The organism is Amycolatopsis acididurans (assembly GCF_012328925.1).
Lineage (GTDB): Bacteria > Actinomycetota > Actinomycetes > Mycobacteriales > Pseudonocardiaceae > Amycolatopsis_E > Amycolatopsis_E acididurans.
In genome coordinates this window covers 1-18,403 of sequence record NZ_JAAXLS010000049.1, presented here as the reverse complement: position 1 = coordinate 18,403, position 18,403 = coordinate 1, and the positions used below count along the sequence as shown (strand labels likewise).

Annotated in this window: 18 protein-coding genes; 8 read left to right on the top strand and 10 right to left on the bottom strand. The window is 71.0% G+C overall.

The window, feature by feature from the left end; all coding sequences use genetic code 11:
• Positions 1 to 110: 110 nt before the first annotated feature.
• A complete protein-coding gene (locus HFP15_RS35225; protein ID WP_210718280.1) occupies positions 111 to 971 on the bottom strand; it encodes a hypothetical protein in 861 nt (286 codons plus the stop codon).
• A complete protein-coding gene (locus HFP15_RS35220) occupies positions 952 to 1,845 on the bottom strand; it encodes a MerR family transcriptional regulator (protein WP_168521654.1) in 894 nt (297 codons plus the stop codon). Before HFP15_RS35220 ends, HFP15_RS35225 begins: the two co-directional genes overlap by 20 nt.
• A 269-nt stretch (positions 1,846 to 2,114) precedes the next feature.
• Between HFP15_RS35220 and HFP15_RS35215 the strand changes: the two genes are divergently transcribed.
• Positions 2,115 to 2,414 carry a WhiB family transcriptional regulator gene (locus HFP15_RS35215; RefSeq protein WP_168521652.1) on the top strand — a complete coding sequence of 100 codons (300 nt, stop codon included), beginning with the start codon at positions 2,115 to 2,117 and terminating at the stop codon, positions 2,412 to 2,414.
• Between the two features lie 32 nt (positions 2,415 to 2,446).
• Here HFP15_RS35215 and HFP15_RS35210 read toward each other — a convergent pair whose 3' ends face one another.
• Positions 2,447 to 3,058: a TetR/AcrR family transcriptional regulator gene (locus HFP15_RS35210; protein ID WP_210718279.1), complete on the bottom strand. Its 612-nt coding sequence runs from the start codon at positions 3,056 to 3,058 to the stop codon at positions 2,447 to 2,449.
• A 97-nt stretch (positions 3,059 to 3,155) separates the two neighbouring features.
• On the opposite strand from HFP15_RS35210, the gene HFP15_RS35205 reads away from it, so the two are divergent.
• The gene (locus tag HFP15_RS35205) at positions 3,156 to 3,899 is read left to right on the top strand and encodes an SDR family NAD(P)-dependent oxidoreductase (protein WP_168521650.1); all 744 of its coding nucleotides are present in this window, start codon (positions 3,156 to 3,158) and stop codon (positions 3,897 to 3,899) included.
• Between the two features lie 854 nt (positions 3,900 to 4,753).
• Here the strand turns inward: HFP15_RS35205 and groL are convergent.
• The gene (gene groL, locus HFP15_RS35200; protein ID WP_168521648.1) at positions 4,754 to 6,370 is read right to left on the bottom strand and encodes a chaperonin GroEL; all 1,617 of its coding nucleotides are present in this window, start codon (positions 6,368 to 6,370) and stop codon (positions 4,754 to 4,756) included.
• A 79-nt stretch (positions 6,371 to 6,449) separates the two neighbouring features.
• Complete coding sequence (gene groES / locus HFP15_RS35195) at positions 6,450 to 6,743, bottom strand: co-chaperone GroES (protein ID WP_168521646.1); 294 nt, start codon at positions 6,741 to 6,743, stop codon at positions 6,450 to 6,452.
• Between the two features lie 248 nt (positions 6,744 to 6,991).
• Here groES and HFP15_RS35190 point away from each other — a divergent pair, with 248 nt between their 5' ends.
• The gene (locus HFP15_RS35190; protein WP_168521644.1) at positions 6,992 to 7,693 is read left to right on the top strand and encodes a Pr6Pr family membrane protein; all 702 of its coding nucleotides are present in this window, start codon (positions 6,992 to 6,994) and stop codon (positions 7,691 to 7,693) included.
• 231 nt (positions 7,694 to 7,924) lie between these two features.
• On the opposite strand, the gene HFP15_RS35185 is transcribed toward HFP15_RS35190, so the two are convergent.
• Positions 7,925 to 8,782, bottom strand: a complete 858-nt coding sequence (locus HFP15_RS35185; RefSeq protein WP_168521642.1) for an NADP-dependent oxidoreductase — start codon at positions 8,780 to 8,782, stop codon at positions 7,925 to 7,927.
• A 66-nt stretch (positions 8,783 to 8,848) separates the two neighbouring features.
• On the opposite strand from HFP15_RS35185, the gene HFP15_RS35180 reads away from it, so the two are divergent.
• The 3 genes from HFP15_RS35180 to HFP15_RS35170 all read left to right on the top strand — a co-directional run bounded on the left by HFP15_RS35180 (position 8,849) and on the right by HFP15_RS35170 (position 12,676).
• Positions 8,849 to 9,232, top strand: coding sequence for a winged helix-turn-helix transcriptional regulator (locus HFP15_RS35180; RefSeq protein ID WP_168521640.1), 384 nt, complete (start codon positions 8,849 to 8,851; stop codon positions 9,230 to 9,232).
• Entirely contained in the window at positions 9,165 to 10,676 is a 1,512-nt protein-coding gene (locus HFP15_RS35175; protein ID WP_168521639.1) for an alkaline phosphatase D family protein, read from the top strand. Before HFP15_RS35180 ends, HFP15_RS35175 begins: the two co-directional genes overlap by 68 nt.
• A gap of 80 nt (positions 10,677 to 10,756) precedes the next feature.
• The gene (locus HFP15_RS35170; protein WP_168521636.1) at positions 10,757 to 12,676 is read left to right on the top strand and encodes an N-acetylmuramoyl-L-alanine amidase; all 1,920 of its coding nucleotides are present in this window, start codon (positions 10,757 to 10,759) and stop codon (positions 12,674 to 12,676) included.
• Here HFP15_RS35170 and tsaD read toward each other — a convergent pair.
• From tsaD to HFP15_RS35150, 4 genes are read right to left on the bottom strand one after another with little or no spacing between them, the layout of a single operon-like run.
• On the bottom strand, positions 12,673 to 13,719 hold the full coding sequence (gene tsaD / locus HFP15_RS35165) for a tRNA (adenosine(37)-N6)-threonylcarbamoyltransferase complex transferase subunit TsaD (RefSeq protein ID WP_168521634.1): 1,047 nt from the start codon (positions 13,717 to 13,719) through the stop codon (positions 12,673 to 12,675). The two genes, HFP15_RS35170 and tsaD, sit on opposite strands and share 4 nt — an antisense overlap.
• The gene (gene rimI / locus HFP15_RS35160) at positions 13,720 to 14,190 is read right to left on the bottom strand and encodes a ribosomal protein S18-alanine N-acetyltransferase (RefSeq protein ID WP_168521632.1); all 471 of its coding nucleotides are present in this window, start codon (positions 14,188 to 14,190) and stop codon (positions 13,720 to 13,722) included.
• Complete coding sequence (tsaB, locus tag HFP15_RS35155; protein WP_168521630.1) at positions 14,187 to 14,843, bottom strand: tRNA (adenosine(37)-N6)-threonylcarbamoyltransferase complex dimerization subunit type 1 TsaB; 657 nt, start codon at positions 14,841 to 14,843, stop codon at positions 14,187 to 14,189. Before tsaB ends, rimI begins: the two co-directional genes overlap by 4 nt.
• A gap of 58 nt (positions 14,844 to 14,901) precedes the next feature.
• The gene (locus HFP15_RS35150; protein WP_168521628.1) at positions 14,902 to 15,603 is read right to left on the bottom strand and encodes a FadR/GntR family transcriptional regulator; all 702 of its coding nucleotides are present in this window, start codon (positions 15,601 to 15,603) and stop codon (positions 14,902 to 14,904) included.
• A 71-nt stretch (positions 15,604 to 15,674) separates the two neighbouring features.
• Here HFP15_RS35150 and HFP15_RS35145 point away from each other — a divergent pair, with 71 nt between their 5' ends.
• Together HFP15_RS35145 and HFP15_RS35140 are read left to right on the top strand one after the other, a co-directional pair.
• A complete protein-coding gene (locus tag HFP15_RS35145) occupies positions 15,675 to 17,099 on the top strand; it encodes an acyl-CoA synthetase (RefSeq protein ID WP_168521626.1) in 1,425 nt (474 codons plus the stop codon).
• Between the two features lies 1 nt (position 17,100).
• Entirely contained in the window at positions 17,101 to 18,387 is a 1,287-nt protein-coding gene (locus HFP15_RS35140) for a carboxyl transferase domain-containing protein (protein ID WP_210718282.1), read from the top strand.
• The last annotated feature ends 16 nt before the right edge of the window (positions 18,388 to 18,403 follow it).

The window sequence follows — 18,403 nt, the reverse complement described above, 5'->3', positions numbered from 1 at the left end:
CATATCCCCTATCGGACGCTTTAGGCCGCACCTTGACACGATCCGGTGGCTTTTTTTGGAAGATCTTCGCCCGGATGTCGGTATGGATGGCCTGACTGCTCCAGCCGGAGTCAACCCGGTAGCCAGGGCGATTCATGCGCGAGCCGCCTCCCAACCGGATCAGAACGTCGTAACACAGCGTGCAAGGTCGCGTCGACCCTGGATCGATACTCCTCGCTCGCGGAGGGCCGCATGTCCGCGGCGAGCAGGCCGGCGGGCCAACTCAAGGAGCTTAGTGCGAATTTCTCCGACACGGCGAACGCGTCGTCGACGAGGTGCATCGCTCGTTCCCGATCGCCGGTCGCTCCGAGGGCGGCGGCGAGCACCAGCTGTGACTTCGTGATGTGCCTGCGCGCGCCGGCGGCGGTCGCGATCTCCAGCGCCGTCTCGGCGGGCGGGACGGCCTCGTGCCCGCGGCCACCGGCCAGCATGACCTCGGCGGTGACCCAGCCGAGCCGGACCCGCGAGCGCCACGACACCGGCTCGGCGCGGGCGAGCAGCCGGTGCGCGACCGTCAGCCTGCCCGTGCCGAGGTTGTCGGCGGCGAGCCCGAGCAGCGCGTCGGTGCGGGCGCCCTGGACGTCGAGACCGTCGGCATCCCCGGCGCCGGAACGTCCCGCGACCAGCCGGAGCGCGGCACCGTCGGGGCCGAAGGCGGCGGCGTGCCCGCCGAGCTGCCTGCGATGCGAGGCGAACGTGCTCAGCGCGAGCGAGGCGAGGACCGGATCCGCCACGTGGGCGAGCGGGCCGAGCAGCGCGGCCGCGGCCGCGTAGCGACCCTGGCCACCGAGCACGATCGCGGCCAGCAGCCGGTCCCCGGCGGCACGCGGAGCGGCGAGCAGCGCCGGATCCGGGTCGGCGAGGTCGCCGAAGGCCGCACGGCGCAGCGCTTCCGATGGCACGTCGGCCACCCTAGCGGCCCAGTAGGACATATTCGACGCGTCCGACGGCCTGCCGCAGGTCGGACAGCATCTCGATCTTGCCGGGCAGCGCCGCCCTCGACCAGCCCTCGCCCAGTGCGAACAGGCGGCTGCGCTGGCGGCCGCGCGCGAGCCGGGAGAACAGCCGGGGCTCGGCGACCGGTTCGCGACGGGCGAGCAGCACGACCGCCGACGGCGCGCTGCGCCGCACCGCGACCGCGAGCACGTCGGCCGGTGGCGCGGCGCCGAGCAGCTGCGTGCCGACGTCACGTTCGGCGAGGCACGCGGCCAGCGCGTACAGCGGAAGGGCGCCGCGCTCGCCGGGCACGCAACTGAGCAGCACGGGCCGCTGGTTACGAGGTTCGCGCGGCACCGGAGTGGCCCTGATCAGTGCGCCGAGCACGCATTCGGACAGCAGGTACTCGGCCTCCGGACGGGCGTGGGTGCCGTCCCAGCCCGCGCCGAACGCCGTCAGCACGGGGTCGATCACGTTCTCCCACGACGCCAGTACACCGGCGTCGGCGATCGAATCGGCGAGCAGGCGTTGCACCGCCGCCCCGTCCATCGCGAGCGCGGCCGAGCGCAGCTGTCTGGCCAGCGACCGGTCCGGCGCCTCGGCGGGTTCGGGAAGGCCGAAAGGTTCGGCTACCTCGGCGTCCGGAACCGTTCCCGGCGCCTGCGCCAGCGCGAACCGCGCGGCCTCGGCGGTGGAGGCGCCGCGCAGCAGCGCCCGCTGCATCAGCTCGAGGCGGTTGATGTCGGCGGCACCGTAGCGGCGGTGCTTGCCGCCGGTGTGCCTGCTCGGGCCGAGCCCGTAGCGGCGATCCCACGTGCGCAGCGTCGCGGGGGCGACGCCGAGCCTGCGGGCCACGGCCGAAACCGGCATCGTCGGCTCCGCCTTCCCCGCACACCCTCGGTGGTCCATTCACCCCAATATCCAGGGAGCATGACTACCCAGCAACCCGAATGTTATGCAGCGCGACCTGGGAAAAGATCTGTTCTCACGCTTGCGGGGGACACCTAAAGGCTGAATCCGGGAGATTTCCTTGAACAACTATTGGCGCGCTTCTAACGTTACCGCCGTTGCACCGAATGGAGTAGTCCCAGCGCAACTGATCAGTGAGGGTCACCGACCGAAAAACGGAGGCGGTCACGATGGCAGATACGCGCAGGCTCCCAGGCCCGAATGCCGATATTTGGGACTGGCAGCTGGAGGGGTCCTGCCGAGGGATGGACAGCGCTGCTTTCTTCCATCCCGACGGGGAGCGCGGACCGGCCCGAGCCCGGCGGGAGGCCAGGGCGAAGGCCATATGCCAGGCGTGTCCGGTACTGCGCCTGTGCCGTGAGCACGCGCTTGCCGTGCACGAACCCTACGGGATTTGGGGTGGGCTTTCGGAAGCCGAACGGGAGAACATTCTCAAGGCGGGCAAGACCCTCAGTCTTTCCGGCCAGTAAGTAGGGGGAGCGGGGAAGGGGTGGTATCCGCGTCAGGCGGGTGCCACCCCTTCTTCGTGCGTGAACCGCGGCCAGCACGCCATCGCGTTTTCCACCACCGAAACGAGTTCGTCTTCCTCCGCCCCGTCCAGAGCCTGGATCGACAGGCCGTGCAAAACGGTGCCGTAAAACCGGACCATGCCATCGAGATCGGCGTTTTCCGGCACATCGCCGTCGGCGACGCCGCGTTCGAGGCGGGCGCGAAGTAGTTCAAGGTTTTCCCGTCGCTTGACCGCCAGGAAGTCCCGCACCGGCTGGTTCTGGTCGGTGCAGTTGATTCCGCTCAGCACGACCATGCAGCCGCGCGGACGGTTCTGGTCGACGAACCGGCGCGCCGAGGTGCGCAGCCAGTCGCCCACCTCCTCGAAGGCGGTCGGGGCCTCGCGCCACGGCTGGCCGTAGCGCTCGCGATACCGCTCGACGGCCTCGCGGAACAGGGCTTCCTTGCCGCCGAAGGCCGCGTACAGGCTTGGTGACGCGATGCCCATCGCCGTGGTCAGGTCGGACAGCGAAGTGCCCTCGTAGCCGCGGTGCCAGAACACCCGCATCGCCTTGTCGAGCGCCTCGTCCCGGTCGAAGGCGCGAGGGCGGCCGCGAGCTGTCATGGCCATGATTCTATACCGATCGACACAAAAACCCTTGACCGTCGTCGTCGCGAGGTCCTAATTTTGTGCCGATCACTACAGAAATAGGAGGTAGCTCGTGCCGGCACTGGAGGGGAAGAACGCACTGGTCACCGGGGGCAGCCGGGGCATCGGCGCCGCGACGGCGGTGCGCCTGGCCGAGGACGGGGCGAACGTGGCGATCACGTACGAGAAGGCGGCCGACCGTGCCGCCGAAGTGGTGGCCCGGATCGAAGGCCTCGGCCGGAAGGCGGTCGCGATCCAGGCGGACGCGGCCGACGCGGATGCCGTCACGGCGGCGGTCGATCAGGCCGCGGAGGGCCTGGGCGGGCTGGACATCCTGGTGAACAACGCCGGGATCCTGCCGACGGGCACGATCGACCAGGTCACGATCGCCGAGGTGGACCGGGCGCTGGCGATCAACGTGCGGGCGGTGTTCACCGCGGTGATCGCGGCGGTCCGGCACCTGCCGGAGGGCGGGCGCGTCATCACGGTCGGAAGCTTCCTCGGCGCGGAGCGGGTGCCGCGGCCGGGGCTGAGCGTGTACGCCGCGACGAAGTCGGCGCTGGTGGGGTTGAACAGGGCGCTGGCGAGGGACCTCGGCCCGCGCGGTATTACGGCGGTGCTCGTGCAGCCGGGCCCGACGAACACGGACATGAACCCGGCCGACGGCCCGCGCGCGGAGGGCAGCCGGGCGGCGAGCGCCCTGGGCCGCCACGCCGAGCCGATCGACGTCGCCGCGTCGATCGCCTACGTCGCGGGCCCGGCGGGTCGTTTCATCACCGGCTCAGCCATCACGGTCGACGGCGGCAGCGCGGCGTAGGGCGTCGGGTGGCGAGGTCCGGCTGGGGTGTTGGGTGGCGAGGTACGGCTGGGGTGTTGGGTGGCGAGGTCCGGCTGGGGTGTTGGGTGGCGAGGTCCGGCTGGGGTGTTGGGTGGCGAGCGAAGCAACGTCAACGGGCCGTGCCCGTCGGCCGGGGCAGGTTGGGCAAGCGGGTCGCCGCACCCAACGCCCGACTCGGCCGCCCGACGCCCGGCTCGGCGGCAGGCAATAGTCGACTCGGCCGCCCGCAAATCTGGACCCGGCCCGCACCCAACGCCTCCTCGGCCGCACACAAAGCCCGACTCGGCCGCCCGCATATCTCAACTCGGCCGCACACAACGCCCCGCTCGTCCGCACGCAACGCCCGACTCGCCCCGGCGCAACCCCCACCTCGGCCGCACGGAACGCTCAACTCGGCCCCACGCGAAGCCCCACTCGCCCGCGCCCAACGCCCGACTCGCCCGCACGCAACACCCACCCCAGCCGCAGGCAACCCTCGACTCAGCCCTACACAACGCCCGACTCGCCCGCACGCAACCCTCGACTCGGGCGCGCGCAACCCCCAACTCGGGCGCGCACAACGCCCGACTCGGCCGCGCCCAAGGCCCGACTCGGCCCCGCGCAACCCCAACTCGGCCGCACGGAAAGCCCAACTCGCCGCCTCCGCCCAAACCCGGACTCAGCCGCAGGCAACCCTCGACTCAGCCCTACACAACGCCCGACTCGGGCGCACGCAACCCTCGACTCGGGCGCGCGGAAGGCTGGACTCGCGTAGTAGGCGCGCGACAGGAAGGTGCCCCGGAGCTGGGGGCTCCGGGGCACCTTTGTGCGGGACGATAATGCGGAACGAGAACTCAGTGCGCGTGGCCGTGGCCGTGGCCGCCGGCCTGCTCGTTCTCCTCGACCGGCTTGTCCACGACGGAGCTTTCCGTCGTGAGCACCAGCCGCGCGATGGAGGCCGCGTTGGCGACCGCCGAGCGCGTGACCTTCACCGGGTCGATGATGCCGGCCGCGAGCAGGTCGGTGATCTCGCCGGTGGCGGCGTTGAAGCCGTGCCCCCAGCCCTGCTCCTGCACCTTGGACACGATGACCGCGCCCTCGAAGCCGGCGTTACTGGCGATCCAGTGCAGCGGCGCGGTGAGCGCGTCACGGACGATCTTGACGCCCGTGGCCTCGTCACCGGTCAGCCCGAGGTCGTCCAGCTCCTTGACCGCGTGCACGAGCGCCGAACCACCGCCGGGCACGATGCCCTCCTCGACGGCCGCCTTGGTCGAAGCCACGGCGTCCTCGATGCGGTGCTTGCGCTCGTTCAGCTCGGTCTCGGTGGCCGCACCGACCCGGATGACGGCGACGCCGCCACCGAGCTTGGCCAGCCGCTCCTGCAGCTTCTCGCGGTCCCAATCGGAGTCGGTGGTCTCGATCTCCTTGCGGATCTGGGCGATGCGCGCGTCGATGTCGGCCTTGGTCCCGGCACCGTCGACGATCGTCGTGGTGTCCTTGGTGACCTCGATCCGCCGCGCGGAACCCAGCGAGTCCAGCCCGATCTCGGACAGCTTGAGCCCGACCTCGGAGGAGATGACCTGACCACCGGTGACGACCGCGAGGTCGTCCAGGAACGCCTTGCGACGGTCACCGAAGAACGGCGCCTTCACGGCGACCGCGGTGATCGTCTTGCGCAGCGCGTTGACCACCAGGGTGGACAGCGCCTCGCCGTCGACGTCCTCGGCGATGATCAGCAGCGGCCGCTTGGCCTCGACGACCTTCTCCAGCACCGGGAGCAGGTCGGCCAGCGCCGAGATCTTCTCGCGGTGCAGCAGCACGTAGGCGTTCTCCAGGATCGCCCGCTGCTCCTCGGGGTTGGTCGCGAAGTGCGCCGACAGGTAGCCCTTGTCGAACTGCACGCCCTCGGTGATGTCGAGCGTGGTGGCCAGCGTGGAGGACTCCTCCACGGTGACCACGCCGTCCTCACCGACCTTCTCGACGGCTTCGCCGAGCAGCGCGCCGATGGTGGCGTCGCGGGAGGTCACCGTGCCGACCTGGGCGATTTTCTCGCGCCCCTTGACCGGCGTGGCCTTACCCTTGAGCACCTCCACGACCTTCTCGGCGGCCTTCTCGATGCCGGCGCCCAGCGCCGTCGGGTTGGCCCCGGCGGCGACGTTGCGCAGGCCGACGCGGACCAGCGACTGCGCCAGCACCGTCGCGGTGGTGGTGCCGTCGCCGGCGACGTCGTTGGTCTTGGTGGCCACGTTCTTGGCGAGCTGGGCACCCAGGTTCTCGAACGGGTCGTCCAGGTCGATCTCGCGCGCCACGGTCACGCCGTCGAGGGTGATCGTGGGGCCGCCGAACTTCTTGTCCAGCACGACGTGCCGGCCACGCGGGCCGAGGGTCACCTTCACTGCGTCGGCGAGCTTGTTGACGCCGCGCTCCAGTGCCCGACGAGCATCCTCGTCGAAGTTGATCTGCTTAGGCATGTGGGTCCTCTCTAGACCGACGAACGCCCCGGCCCCCGGCTTTCGCGGGGCCCGGGGCGTTCGACGCTTGAGCCGGTTGTCAGTTGACGACAGCCAGCACGTCGCGAGCGGACAGGATCAAGTAGTCCTCACCGTTGTACTTGACCTCGGTGCCGCCGTACTTCGAGTAGATGACGACGTCGCCGACAGCCACATCCACCGGGATGCGGTTGCCCTTGTCGTCCACGCGGCCCGGGCCCACGGCCAGAACCTTGCCCTCCTGGGGCTTTTCCTTGGCGGTGTCGGGGATGACGAGACCGGAAGCCGTCGTCTCCTCGGCCTCGCTCGTCTGGACAACGATCTTGTCCTCGAGCGGTTTGATGTTCACGCTCACCGGGTTGACCTCCACGGGTCGTCGAAAGCGTTGGCAGGTACTTACTAGGTTTCGGCGCCTACCACCCCCGCCGTCGCGGGTGCCGGGGCGTGTGCGGTGCCGTGCAATTAGCACTCTAGCCACGCGAGTGCTAGCCGCGCAAGCAGGGTCGCTTTCGACCTGCACGGACGCCGTGGTTTTCGACAGGCGTCCCGCATGACCTCGGGTTACTTTACCTCCGCCGCAGAGGAGCCTTGGGGAGGAACCGCATGGAAGCCGTCGCCACCACCACCGTCCGGTCGTCGAGAGCCGTCGTCGCCGCACGGGTCTGCCACGCACTGATCGCGGCGGTGGTCGCCGCCTCGCTGGTCGTCCAGATCGCCCTGCTGCTCAGCGGCGGCGCGGACGCGAACTCCGGGCAGGCGGGCGAGGTGGTGAGCGTCGGCGTGCGGCTGTGGCGGCTGTTCAGCTACTTCACCATCGAGAGCAACCTGTTCGTGCTCGCGACCGCGGTCGTGCTCGCACTGAGGCCCGCCGCCGACGGCCGGATCTGGCGGGTCGTGCGTCTCGACGGGCTGCTGGGCATCCTCATCACCGGCGTCGTGTACGACATCGTGCTCGCCCCGATCGTGCACCTGACCGGCGCGGCCCTCGCCGCGGGAATCGGCTTCCACTACATCTCGCCGTGGGCGACGATCCTCGCCTGGCTGGTTTTCGGCCCGCGCCGCCGGATCACCTGGGGCACCATCGCCGGCGCGTTCGTCTGGCCCGTCCTGTGGCTGGTCTACATCTTCACGCAGGGCGCCTTCACGGACTGGTACCCATATCCCTTCCTCGACGTCACCGATCTCGGCTTCGGCACGGCGCTGGTCAACTCGCTTCTCGTCGTGGCCGTCGCGATCGTGTTCGCGGTGCTGTTCAAACTCGTCGACAACCGGGTGCCCGCGCTGCTCCGCGACGGCGACCGGTAGTCACACAGCGATACCGCCATCTCACTCGTTGGGCGGTTATCCGGCACGCCCGCCGCCTCTACCTTCGAAAACAGCCCGGGACTGACCAGTCTGAAGGGATGGTGTCTTCCGATGGGTGGATGCAACTGCTGCAGCTCGTGCACCGGTCACGGGTGCGGATGCTGCGGCAAATGCTGATCGCATAGCCTTGCCTGCCAAGGCCCTCGGTCAACGTCGACCGGGGGCCTTCTTTCACACGGTCAGCACGATCTTTCCCCGTACCCGCCCGCTCTCGCTCAGCTCGTGCGCCTTCGCGGCTTCCGCCAGCGGCAAGGTGTGCTCGACGTGCACTCGCAGCCGTCCGGACTCGACCATTTCGGTGATCCGCGCCAGGTCTTCCCCGGAGGACTGCACGTAGAAGCGCCGGTACCGCGGATCGCCCTCGGCGTCGTTGCCCTGGGCGTCCAGCAGCACCCCGCCGGGCGCCAGCACCGCCAGCGACCGTTTGCCGTACGAACCGCCGACCAGGTCGTACACCAGGTCCACGTCCCGGACGGCTTCGGTGAAGTCGACGGCCGAGTAATCGATCAGCTCGTCCGCGCCGAGCGCACGCACGAACTCGTGGTTCGCCGCGCGGGCGGTGCCGATGACGTACGCGCCGCCCGCCTTGGCGACCTGCACCGCCAGATGCCCGACCCCGCCCGCCGCCGCGTGGATCAGCACCCGCTTCCCCGACACCTCGCGCAGCGCCTGCCATGCGGTCAGCGCCGCGGTCGGCAAGGCCGCGGCGGGTACGTGATCGAGACTCGGCGGCTTGGGTGCCAGCACGTGCTCGGGCACCGCGACGTACTCGGCGTAGGCACCCCATCTGGTCAGCCACATCCCGAAAACCTCGCGGCCCCGCGCCTCGCCCGAGAACTCGTAGCCGACCCGGAACGGCGGCGCGCCCACCCCGTCGACCTGTCCCGATCGCACCTTCCAGTCGGCCGGGTTGACCCCCGCCGCGCGCACTCGCACCAGTACCTCGCCGGGGCCGGGTTCGGGTTCGGGGACCTCCCCGAACTCCAGCATTTCCGGGCCGCCGAGGGCCCGCACCGTGATCGCTCGCATGCGCTCATCCTGGAAGCCGGTGGTACCCGTTGTGAAGAAGGCACCTTTTTGATATCCAGGTACCTCATGGATACCGTCCAGTCGTACCTGCACGCATGTCCGGCCAGGACGGTGCTCACCACGTTGGCGAACAAGTGGACGCTGCTGGTGCTGGCTTCGCTGCGCAACAGCGACGGGCCGTTGCGGTTCAACGAACTTCGCCGCAGGCTCAACGGCGTCACGCAGAAGATGCTCACCCAGACCCTGCGCGCACTCGAACGCGACGGCCTGGTCAGCCGCACCGTCTACCCCACCGTGCCGCCACGCGTCGAGTACGCCGTCACGACGCTGGGCGCGGAGGTCGGCGACCTGTTCCACAGCCTTGGCGAATGGTCGGAGCAGCATGTTGACGAGATCCTCGCCGCACGGAAGGCCTTCGACGAACGACCCGAGCCGGCGCCGCTCGCCTGACCTCACGCGCAGGTCGGTCCTGCTCGGTGGCGCCGCCGTCGCGCTCGCCGCGGGCTGCGGGCCGCGCACACCCGACGTGTTCACGCTCGGCGTGGCCTCGGGCGATCCGTCGCCGACCGGGGTGGTGCTGTGGACGCGGCTGGCCGCCGATCCACTGGCCGAGGACGGCCACGGCGGGATGCCGGATCGCGCGGTTCCGGTCGACTACCAGATCGCCGAGGACGAACGGTTCGCCGCGATCGTCCAATCCGGACAGATCATGGCGGTTCCGGACAGCGCCCACAGTGTGCACGTCGAGGCGGACGGGCTGCGGCCCGGTACCGAGTACTTCTACCGTTTCCGCGCCGGCAACGCCTTCTCGCCTGTCGGCCGCACCCGCACCGCGCCGCCTGCCGGCAGTCTCGGCGAGCTGACCATGTGCTTCGCCTCCTGCGCGAACTACGGCCACGGCTACTTCACCGCCTACCGCCGGCTCGCCGAGGACCAGCCGGACGTGGTGCTGCACCTCGGCGACTACGTGTACGAGACCGCGCACGCCGACGGGGACGCCCGCGAGGTGCCCGGCGGAGAGGCCGTCACGCTCGCCGGCTACCGCCGCCGTTACGGCCTGTACAAGAGCGATCCGGATCTCCAGCTGGCGCACGCCACGGCGCCCTGGATCACGGTGTTCGACGATCACGAGGTCCAGAACGACTGGACCGCGAACCCCGTGTTCCGTCCCCGGCGCGCCGTCGCGTTCCAGGCCTACTACGAGCATCTGCCGCTACGCAGGGCCGCTCGCCCCACCGGCCCCGACATGCAGCTGTACCGGCGGCTGTACTGGGGCGGACTGGCCACCTTCCACATGCTCGACACCCGCCAGTACCGCGACGACCAGGCCTGCCGCGACGGGATCGTGGTCGGCTGCGACGAGCGGTTCCGGCCCGAGCGCACGATCACCGGCGCGACGCAGGAACGGTGGCTCACCGACGGGCTCCGGCAGAGCACGGCGCGCTGGGACCTGATCGGCCAGCAGGTCGTGTTCTGCCAGATGGACCGCATCGCGGGCCCGGTCCAGGGCTACAACACCGACGCGTGGGACGGCTACGTCGCCAACCGTGATCGCGTCGAGGCCGCCTTCGCGCCCGTGCGCAACGCCATGGTGCTCTCCGGCGACGTGCACCGGCACTACGCGGCCGAACTGACCAAGGGCGTCGAGCTGATCACCACGTCCATCAGTTCCGAACGCGACGGTGACGAGGACACGGGACAAGCGGTGCTGGACGACAACCCGCACGTGAAGTTCTACAAGAACCGGCGCGGTTACGTCCGCGCCAAGGTTTCGCCCACCGAGCTGCGCGCCGACTACCGGATCCTGCGCTACGTCACCAGACCGGGCGCGGCCGTGGAAACCGCGGCGAGCTTCGTCGTGGCGGACAGGGACCCGCATCTGCAGCGAATCTGACACCAACGAACGACAGAATGTACCGCACATCCCGGACAGGTTGTAGGTTTCCTCCCGTCGTCCGCACGCGAGGAGACTTGATGAACCCGTTCACGCGCCGCAACGCGTTGCGCGCACTGGCCGCCGGGACAGCGGGCCTGACCGTCACGACACCGGGCCGGGCGCTCGCCGGTACCGCGGGCGGGGCCCGGCAGCGCGCGTTCGCGGCGGCGGCCGAGGAGTTCGCCGTGCCCGAACCCGTGCTGCTGGCCGTTTCCTACCTCAAGTCCCGCTGGGACTACAACGCGGGCACACCGAGCACCGGCGCCGGGTTCGGCCCGATGCACCTGACCGATCTGCGCACGGTCGCGGGCGGCGGCAGCCACCACGACAAGGGCGCAGAGGACCCGCGCGGCGACACGGCACGCACACCGCTGACCGTTCGGGCGCCGGAGGCCGCGGCCGCGGTCCCGTCGCTGCAGACCGTCGATCTTGCGGCCGAACTGACGCACGCCACACCCGAATCGCTGCGCACCGATCCGGTGCAGAACATCCGGGGCGGCGCGGCGGTTCTCGCGCACTACCAACGAGAACTCCGTATCGACAGCAGCGATCCGGCGGACTGGTACGGCGCGGTGGCCCGCTACAGCGGCGCCTCGGACTCCACCGCCGCGGCGTTCTTCGCGGACGAGGTGTTCGGCACGATCTCCGGCGGCGCGAGCCGGATCACCGACGACGGGCAGGCGGTGCGGCTGGACGCCCGGCCCGGTGTCCAGCCGCGGCGCACGCAGCTGCGCTCGCTGGACCTGCCCGCCGGGCAACGCGGCGGCGTCGAGGCGCCCACGGAGCTGTCGGCGGAGTGGATTCCCGCGCCGTACCAGGAGATCGAGGGCGGCTACGGCAACCACGACAAGGCGGAACGGCCGCGCGGCCAGCGCATCACGCACATCGTCATCCACGACACCGAATGCACCTACGACGCGGCGATCGGGCTCGTGCAGGACCCGACCTACCTGGCGTGGCACTACACACTGCGCTCCACCGACGGGCACATCGCGCAGCACGTCCTCACCAAGGATGTCGGCTGGCACGCCGGAAACTGGTACGTCAACGCGAAATCGATCGGTGTGGAGCACGAGGGGTTCGCGGCACAAGGCACCTGGTACACCGAGGCGGTGTACCGCACGTCCGCGAAACTCGTGCGCTACCTGGCGGACAGGTTCGGGATTCCGCTGGACCGCGACCACATCCTCGGCCATGACAACGTGCCGGGCACCACCCCGGACACGGTGGCCGGGATGCACTGGGACCCGGGTCCGTACTGGGACTGGGCGCACTACTTCGAGCTGATGGGCGCGCCGCTGAAGTCGTGGGCCACGCGTGCGACCGGTCTCGTCACGATCAACCCCGATTTCGCCGCCAACCGGCCCGCGTTCACCGGGTGCGAGTCCGCGGGCACGGCCTGCACGCTGCGGGGTTCCTCGGCGGTCGTCCTGCGCAGCGAACCGCGCGTGGACGCGCCGCTGCTGCCCGATCCGGGCCTGCACCCCGGCGGTTCGCCGTCCACAATGGATATCTCCGACGTCGGCAGCCGGGTATCGGCCGGTCAGCGCTACGCGGTCGCGGAGGTCCGGGGCGACTGGACGGCGATCTGGTTCCTGGGCCAGGTGGGCTGGTTCCACAACCCGGCGAGCGCACCGGCCGCGCAGCCCGCGCTGGGGCAGGTCGTCACCCCGAAGCCGGGCGTGACGTCGATTCCGGTGTATGGGCGGGCGTATCCCGAGGCCGGGGCCTATCCCGAGGGCATCACACCACAGGAGCTCGTGCCGCTGCAGCACTCCCTGCTCGCCGGGCAGAAGTACGTGGCGGGGCCGACCCTGCCCTCGGAGTACTACTGGGCCACCACGTTCGACGCCTCGAAGCACGTCGTGGTGCGCGGCGAAACGCGGTACGTGCAGATCCAGTTCGGGCACCGGGCGGCGTTCGTGAAGCTGGACGACGTGGTGCTGGGGCTTCCCTAGAGCGAGATGACGTCCACCGGCAGCGCAGGGTTGGCCGAGATGTCCAAAGCGGACTGACTCACCCCGGCCGCGACCACGTGCGCACCCAGCGCGGCGATCATCGCCCCGTTGTCGGTGCACAGGCGTGGCCGGGGCACGCGCAGTTCGATACCCGCCTCGGCACAACGTTCCCGCGCCAGTTCGGACAGCCGCGAATTCGCCGCGACGCCGCCGGAGATCACCAGTGTGCCGATCTCCAGCTCGCGGGCGGCCCGCACCGCCTTCGCGGTCAGCACGTCCGCGACCGCCTCCTGGAACGAGGCCGCGACGTCGTTGACGGGGATCTCCTCGCCGCGCCGCTCGACCTCCTCGACCCACCGCGCGACCGCGGTTTTCAGGCCGGAGAAGGAAAAATCGTACTTCGCATCGCGCGGCCCGGTCATTCCGCGCGGGAACGCGATCGCGCATCCGTTGCCCTGCTTGGCCGCCTTGTCGATCGGCGGGCCGCCGGGGTAGGGCAGGCCGAGCACGCGCGCGACCTTGTCGTAGGCCTCACCGGCAGCATCGTCCACAGTGGATCCGAGCTCGGTGATGCTGGTGGCGATGTCGTCGACCTTCAGCAGCTGCGAATGCCCGCCGGACACCAAAAGGGCCAGGCACGGCTTCGGCAACGGCCCGTGCTGGAGCGTGTCCACGGCGATGTGCCCGGCGAGGTGGTTGACCCCGTACAGCGGCACGTCCAGCGCTGCCGCGTAGGCCTTGGCCGCCGACACGCCGACCAGCAGCGCACCCGCGAGACCAGGACCCGCGGTGACCGCGATGGCGTCCACATCGGACAGTTTCAGGCCCGCGGACTCGAAGGCCCGGTCGGCCGTGGGCACCAGCGCCTCCAGGTGGGCGCGGCTGGCGACCTCGGGCACGACCCCGCCGAACCGGGCGTGCTGCTCGACGCTGGAGGCGACCTCGTCGGCGAGCAGCTCGACCGTGCCGTCGTCGTCGAGGCGGACGAGACCGAAGCCGGTCTCGTCGCAGGAGCTTTCGATGCCGAGGATGATGCGGGACATTCAGCGCACCTCCTGTGCGGTGCGGGCGGGCCGTTTCATGGTGTAGGCGTCGGCGCCCGAGGGCTGGTAATACCGCTTGCGCACGCCGATGCGCGTGAAGCCGTGGCGCTCGTACAGCCCGACCGCGCGGTCGTTGTCGGTGCGCACCTCGAGGAAGACGGGCGCGTTCAGCTCGTCGGCCTGCGCGAGCAGCGCACGCAGCAGCGCGGTGCCCACACCCTGCCCCTGGTAGGCCTCGTCGACACCGATCGTGTGGACGCTGGACTCGAAATCGCCGGGGCGGCCGACGCTGACCAGGCCCGCGTAGCCGACCAGGCGGTCCTCGTCGTCGTATGCGCCGAGGTAGTAGCCGCCGGCGTCCAGTTCGGAGTGGAACGCGCGGGCGCTCCACGGGTCGTCGCCGGCGAAGAGCTGCTTTTCGATCTCGACGCAGCGCGCGATGTCCTTGCGGCGGAGCGGAGCGAGCTTCACGACACGGTCACCCGCTTGCGCGCGCCCGGCTCGGTCGCGTCGGGACGGCGGAGGTAGAGCGGGGTCAGCGGGGCGGGCGGCTCGCCCGCGGTCAGCACGGACGCGGCGGCCGTGACCAGGCCCTTCGTCGCCGGGTAGTACGGCTCGACGACGCGGGCACCGAGCCTGTCCTCGTACAGCCGGGCGCCGTCGCCCGCGGCGAGCGCGTACCCCAGCTCACGCGGCGCCTCGACGTGCGGCCCGTCCTGACGCGACCCGTCGGCCGAGTAGGCGGCCCAGTAGATCTCCTTGCGGCGCGCGTCGGTGACGACGGCGAACGGCTCGGCGGAGCCGACCTCGGCGGCGATGGCGTCGAGGCCGCATACGGGATAGACGTTGAGGGCGAGGCCGTGCCCCAGCGCGGCTGCGGTGGCCATACCGGCGCGCAGGCCGGTGAACGGGCCGGGACCGACACCGCAAACGATTGCGTCGAGCCCGCGCAGCGTGACGTCGGCTTCCCGTGCCGCGTCCAGCACGTGGGGAGTGATCAGCTCGCCGTGGGCGCGGGGGTTCAGCGTGACGCGCTCGGCGAGCACGGTGACCTCGGTACCCGCCAGCGTCGCCACCCCCGCGGTGACCGCGGGCGTCGAGGTGTCAATGGCGAGAACCAGCACGATTTCCCAGGATACCGAGCCCGCGAACGCCGAGTTCAGCGGCGTCGGTCGCTTGCCGTCAGTCTTGCGGCATCCAGGTCAGGAGGCGGACCTTGGCGACCGTGCGCAGGTGGCGGCGCATCGCGGTGGCGGCGGCGCGGGGCTCGCCCGCCTTGATCGCGTCCAGGATCCGGTGGTGCTGCTCCAGCGAACCGCGCGGCCGTCCCGGCTGGCGCAGCGATTCGGTGCGGCTTTCGGTGATCTGCTCGGCGATCGACCGCATGAACTGCGCCAGCAGCGCGCTGTGCGCGGCCGCGGTCACCGCCGCGTGGAACCGCCGGTCGCCTTCGGCGCCCTCGCCGCCGGAGGCGATCTCCGAGGCCATGTGGGCCAGCGCGTCCTCCAGCGTCCGCACGTCCTCGTCCGTGCGCCGGAGCGCGGCGAGTTCGGCGAGCTTGGTCTCCAGCGCCTCGCGCGCGTCGAGCACGTCGGGCAGCCGCTGCCGCCGCTCGACCAGCTCTTCGACGGGCTCGGCGTCCAGCGAGTCCCGCACCAGGTAGGTGCCGCCGCCGTGCCGGGCCTCGACCAGCCCCTGCACCTCCAGCACCACGATGGCCTGCTTCACCGACGCGCGGCTCACCCCGAGCCGTGCCGCGAGGTCACGTTCGGCGGGCAGCCGGTCGCCCGCGCGCAGGCCGTTGTCGGACACGTACGCCCGCAGCCGGGCGAGCACCTGTTCGTAGAGGCGCGTTCGGCTCATCGGGCGCAGCGCGTCGGACACGCTTGACAGGGTACGGCAATTCGCCGCAAAGTGGTTCAGCCACTTAGCCACTGAGTTCGAGGAGGCACGGCGTGGCAGATCGGTTGTTCCCCGCGCTCGAGACCCCGCCCGGCAAGGAAGCGCTGCGCTTCCCGGACGCCACGCTGACCTACGCCGAACTCGCCGCGGCGGCCGGCACCCTCGCGCGTGACCTGCCGCCGGGCCGGGTCGCGGTGTGGGCCACGCCCACGATCCACACCAGCGTCGCCGTGGTCGGCGCGCTGCTCGCCGGGGTGCCGGTGGTTCCGGTCAACCCCAAGATCGGCGAGCGCGAACTGGGGCACATCGTCTCCGACAGCGCCCCCTCGCTCGTGCTCGCCGAAGCCGGCGCGGAGCTGCCCGCGGCTCTGAACGCGTTGCCCCGCAAGGACATTCAGCTCACCGGAACCGGGGGCGAGCTGCCTGCCGAGCCCTCGCCGGAGGCACCCGCGTTCATCGTCTACACCTCGGGCACCACGGGCCCGCCCAAGGGCGTGGTGCTCCCCCGCCGGGCGATTTCCAGCACGCTCGACGCCCTGGAGGACGCCTGGGAGTGGACGAGCGAGGACGTGCTGGTGCACGGCCTGCCGCTGTTCCACGTGCACGGGCTGATCCTCGGCATCCTGGGCCCGCTGCGGCGCGGCGGCAGCGTCCGCCATCTCGGCCGGTTCTCCGTCGAGGCCGCGGCGCACGAGCTGGCCGGCGGGGCGACGATGATGTTCGGCGTGCCGACGATGTATCACCGCGTCGCCGGCGAGGTCGCCGAAAAGCCCGAGCTGGCCAAGGCTTTCGGGCAGGCGCGGCTGCTCGTGTCGGGGTCGGCGGCGCTGCCCGTGCACGACCATCAGCGCATCACCGCCGCCACCGGGCAGCGGGTGGTCGAGCGCTACGGCATGACCGAGACCCTGATGAACACGAGCGTCCGCGCGGACGGCGAGCGCAAACCCGGCACCGTCGGGGTGCCGCTGCGGGGCGTCGAGGTGCGGCTCGTGGACGAGGCCGGTGTGCCGATCGAGCAGACCGAGACGGTCGGTGAGATCCATGTGCGCGGGCCGAACCTGTTCACCGAGTACCTCAACCGTCCCGACGCCACCGCGGAGGTGTTCGTCGATGGGTGGTTCCGCACGGGCGACATGGCGGTGCGCGACGAGGACGGGTACTACCGGATCGTCGGCCGCAAGGCCACCGACCTGATCAAGAGCGGCGGCTACAAGATCGGCGCGGGCGAGATCGAGAACGCGTTGCTGGAGCATCCCGGCGTCGCCGAGGCCGCGGTCACCGGCGAGCCGGACCCGGATCTCGGCGAGCGCATCGTGGCGTGGATCGTGCCCTCCGGTGAACCGCCCGCGGAGCAGGAGCTGGCCGACCACGTCGCGCGGCTGCTGGCCCCGCACAAGCGCCCGCGCGTGGTGCGGTTCCTGGATGCGCTGCCGCGCAACGATATGGGCAAGGTGATGAAGCGGGCCCTCGGTGCGTGAGCTGATCGCCTCGATCTGCTCGGGCTTCACGGAGTTTACCGCTCCGGAGTCCACTGTGGACAACCCGATCGGCTGGCCCGGTTACGAGGATTCCCGCCGCCGAGCGCAGGAACGCACCGGTGAGCGGGAGTCGGTGGCCTGCGGCGCAGGCAAGATCGGCGACGTCGAGGCGACGGTCGTCTCGTTCGAGTTCGGGTTCCTCGGCGGGTCGCTGGGCAGCCGTACCGGCGACCGGCTGGAAGCGGCGTTCACCAGGGCGCGGGAACTCGGCACGCCGGTGGTGTCGCTGGTCGCGACCGGCGGCAGCCGCATGCAGGAGGGCATGGCGGCGCTGTCGCAGCTGCAGCGCATCGCTGCGCAGCTGGCGTTGACGCGCAAGGCCGGCCTGCCGCTGGTGTCGGTGCTGCGCGACCCGACGACCGGCGGCGGGTGGGCGACGCTCGGTGCGGGTGCGGACGTGGTGCTCGCGCTGCCCGGCGCGCAGGTCGGGTTCGCCGGGTCGCGGGTGCGCCCGCCCGGCGACCACGACGCCTACAACGCGGAGGCGCAGTTCGCGTCCGGGCACGTCGACAAGATCGTCGAACCCGCGGGGCTGCCGGACGAGCTGGCCCGCTGGCTGAAACTGCTGACCGGTGCCGACGGTCGTCCGCCGGAGCCTCCGGCGGCGCTGGGCGCGAAGACGTTGCCGGAGACCGGCTGGGACGCGGTGCGGGCTGCCCGCGCGCCCGGCCGCCCGCACGCCGACGCCTACCTCGACGCGTATTTCGACTGGCGCTGCGACGTCAGCGGCGATCGTTGTGGTGGCGTGGACCCGGGTGTGCGGTGCGGGTTCGGTTCGCGCGGCGGCGTGACGATCGCGTACGCGGCGCAGTGCGGGACGGCGACGCTGCCGTCCGGTTTCCGTACCGCGGCGAGGCTGGTGCGGCTCGCGGACCGGTTGCGGATCCCGGTGCTCACGCTGGTCGACACCCCCGGCGCGGCCAACGATGCGGCGGCCGAACGTGCGGGCGCGGGCCCGTCGATCGCGGAGCTCTTCGGGGCGATCGCAGGCGCGTCGGTGCCGGTGACGACGCTGGTGATCGGCGAGGGCGGTTCGGGCGGTGCCCTGGCCTTCGCCGCCCCGGGCCGGACGTGGGTGACGCCGGACAGCTACTTCTCGGTCACGTCCCCGGAAGCGGCCGCCGCGATCCTCAAACGGCGCGACGACCAGGTGCCCGCAACGGCGAACCAGCTGCGGCTGCGGCCACAGGATCTGGTGGAGCTGTCAGTGGCGCGGGGAATCGTTTAGCCCACCCGGCACCACC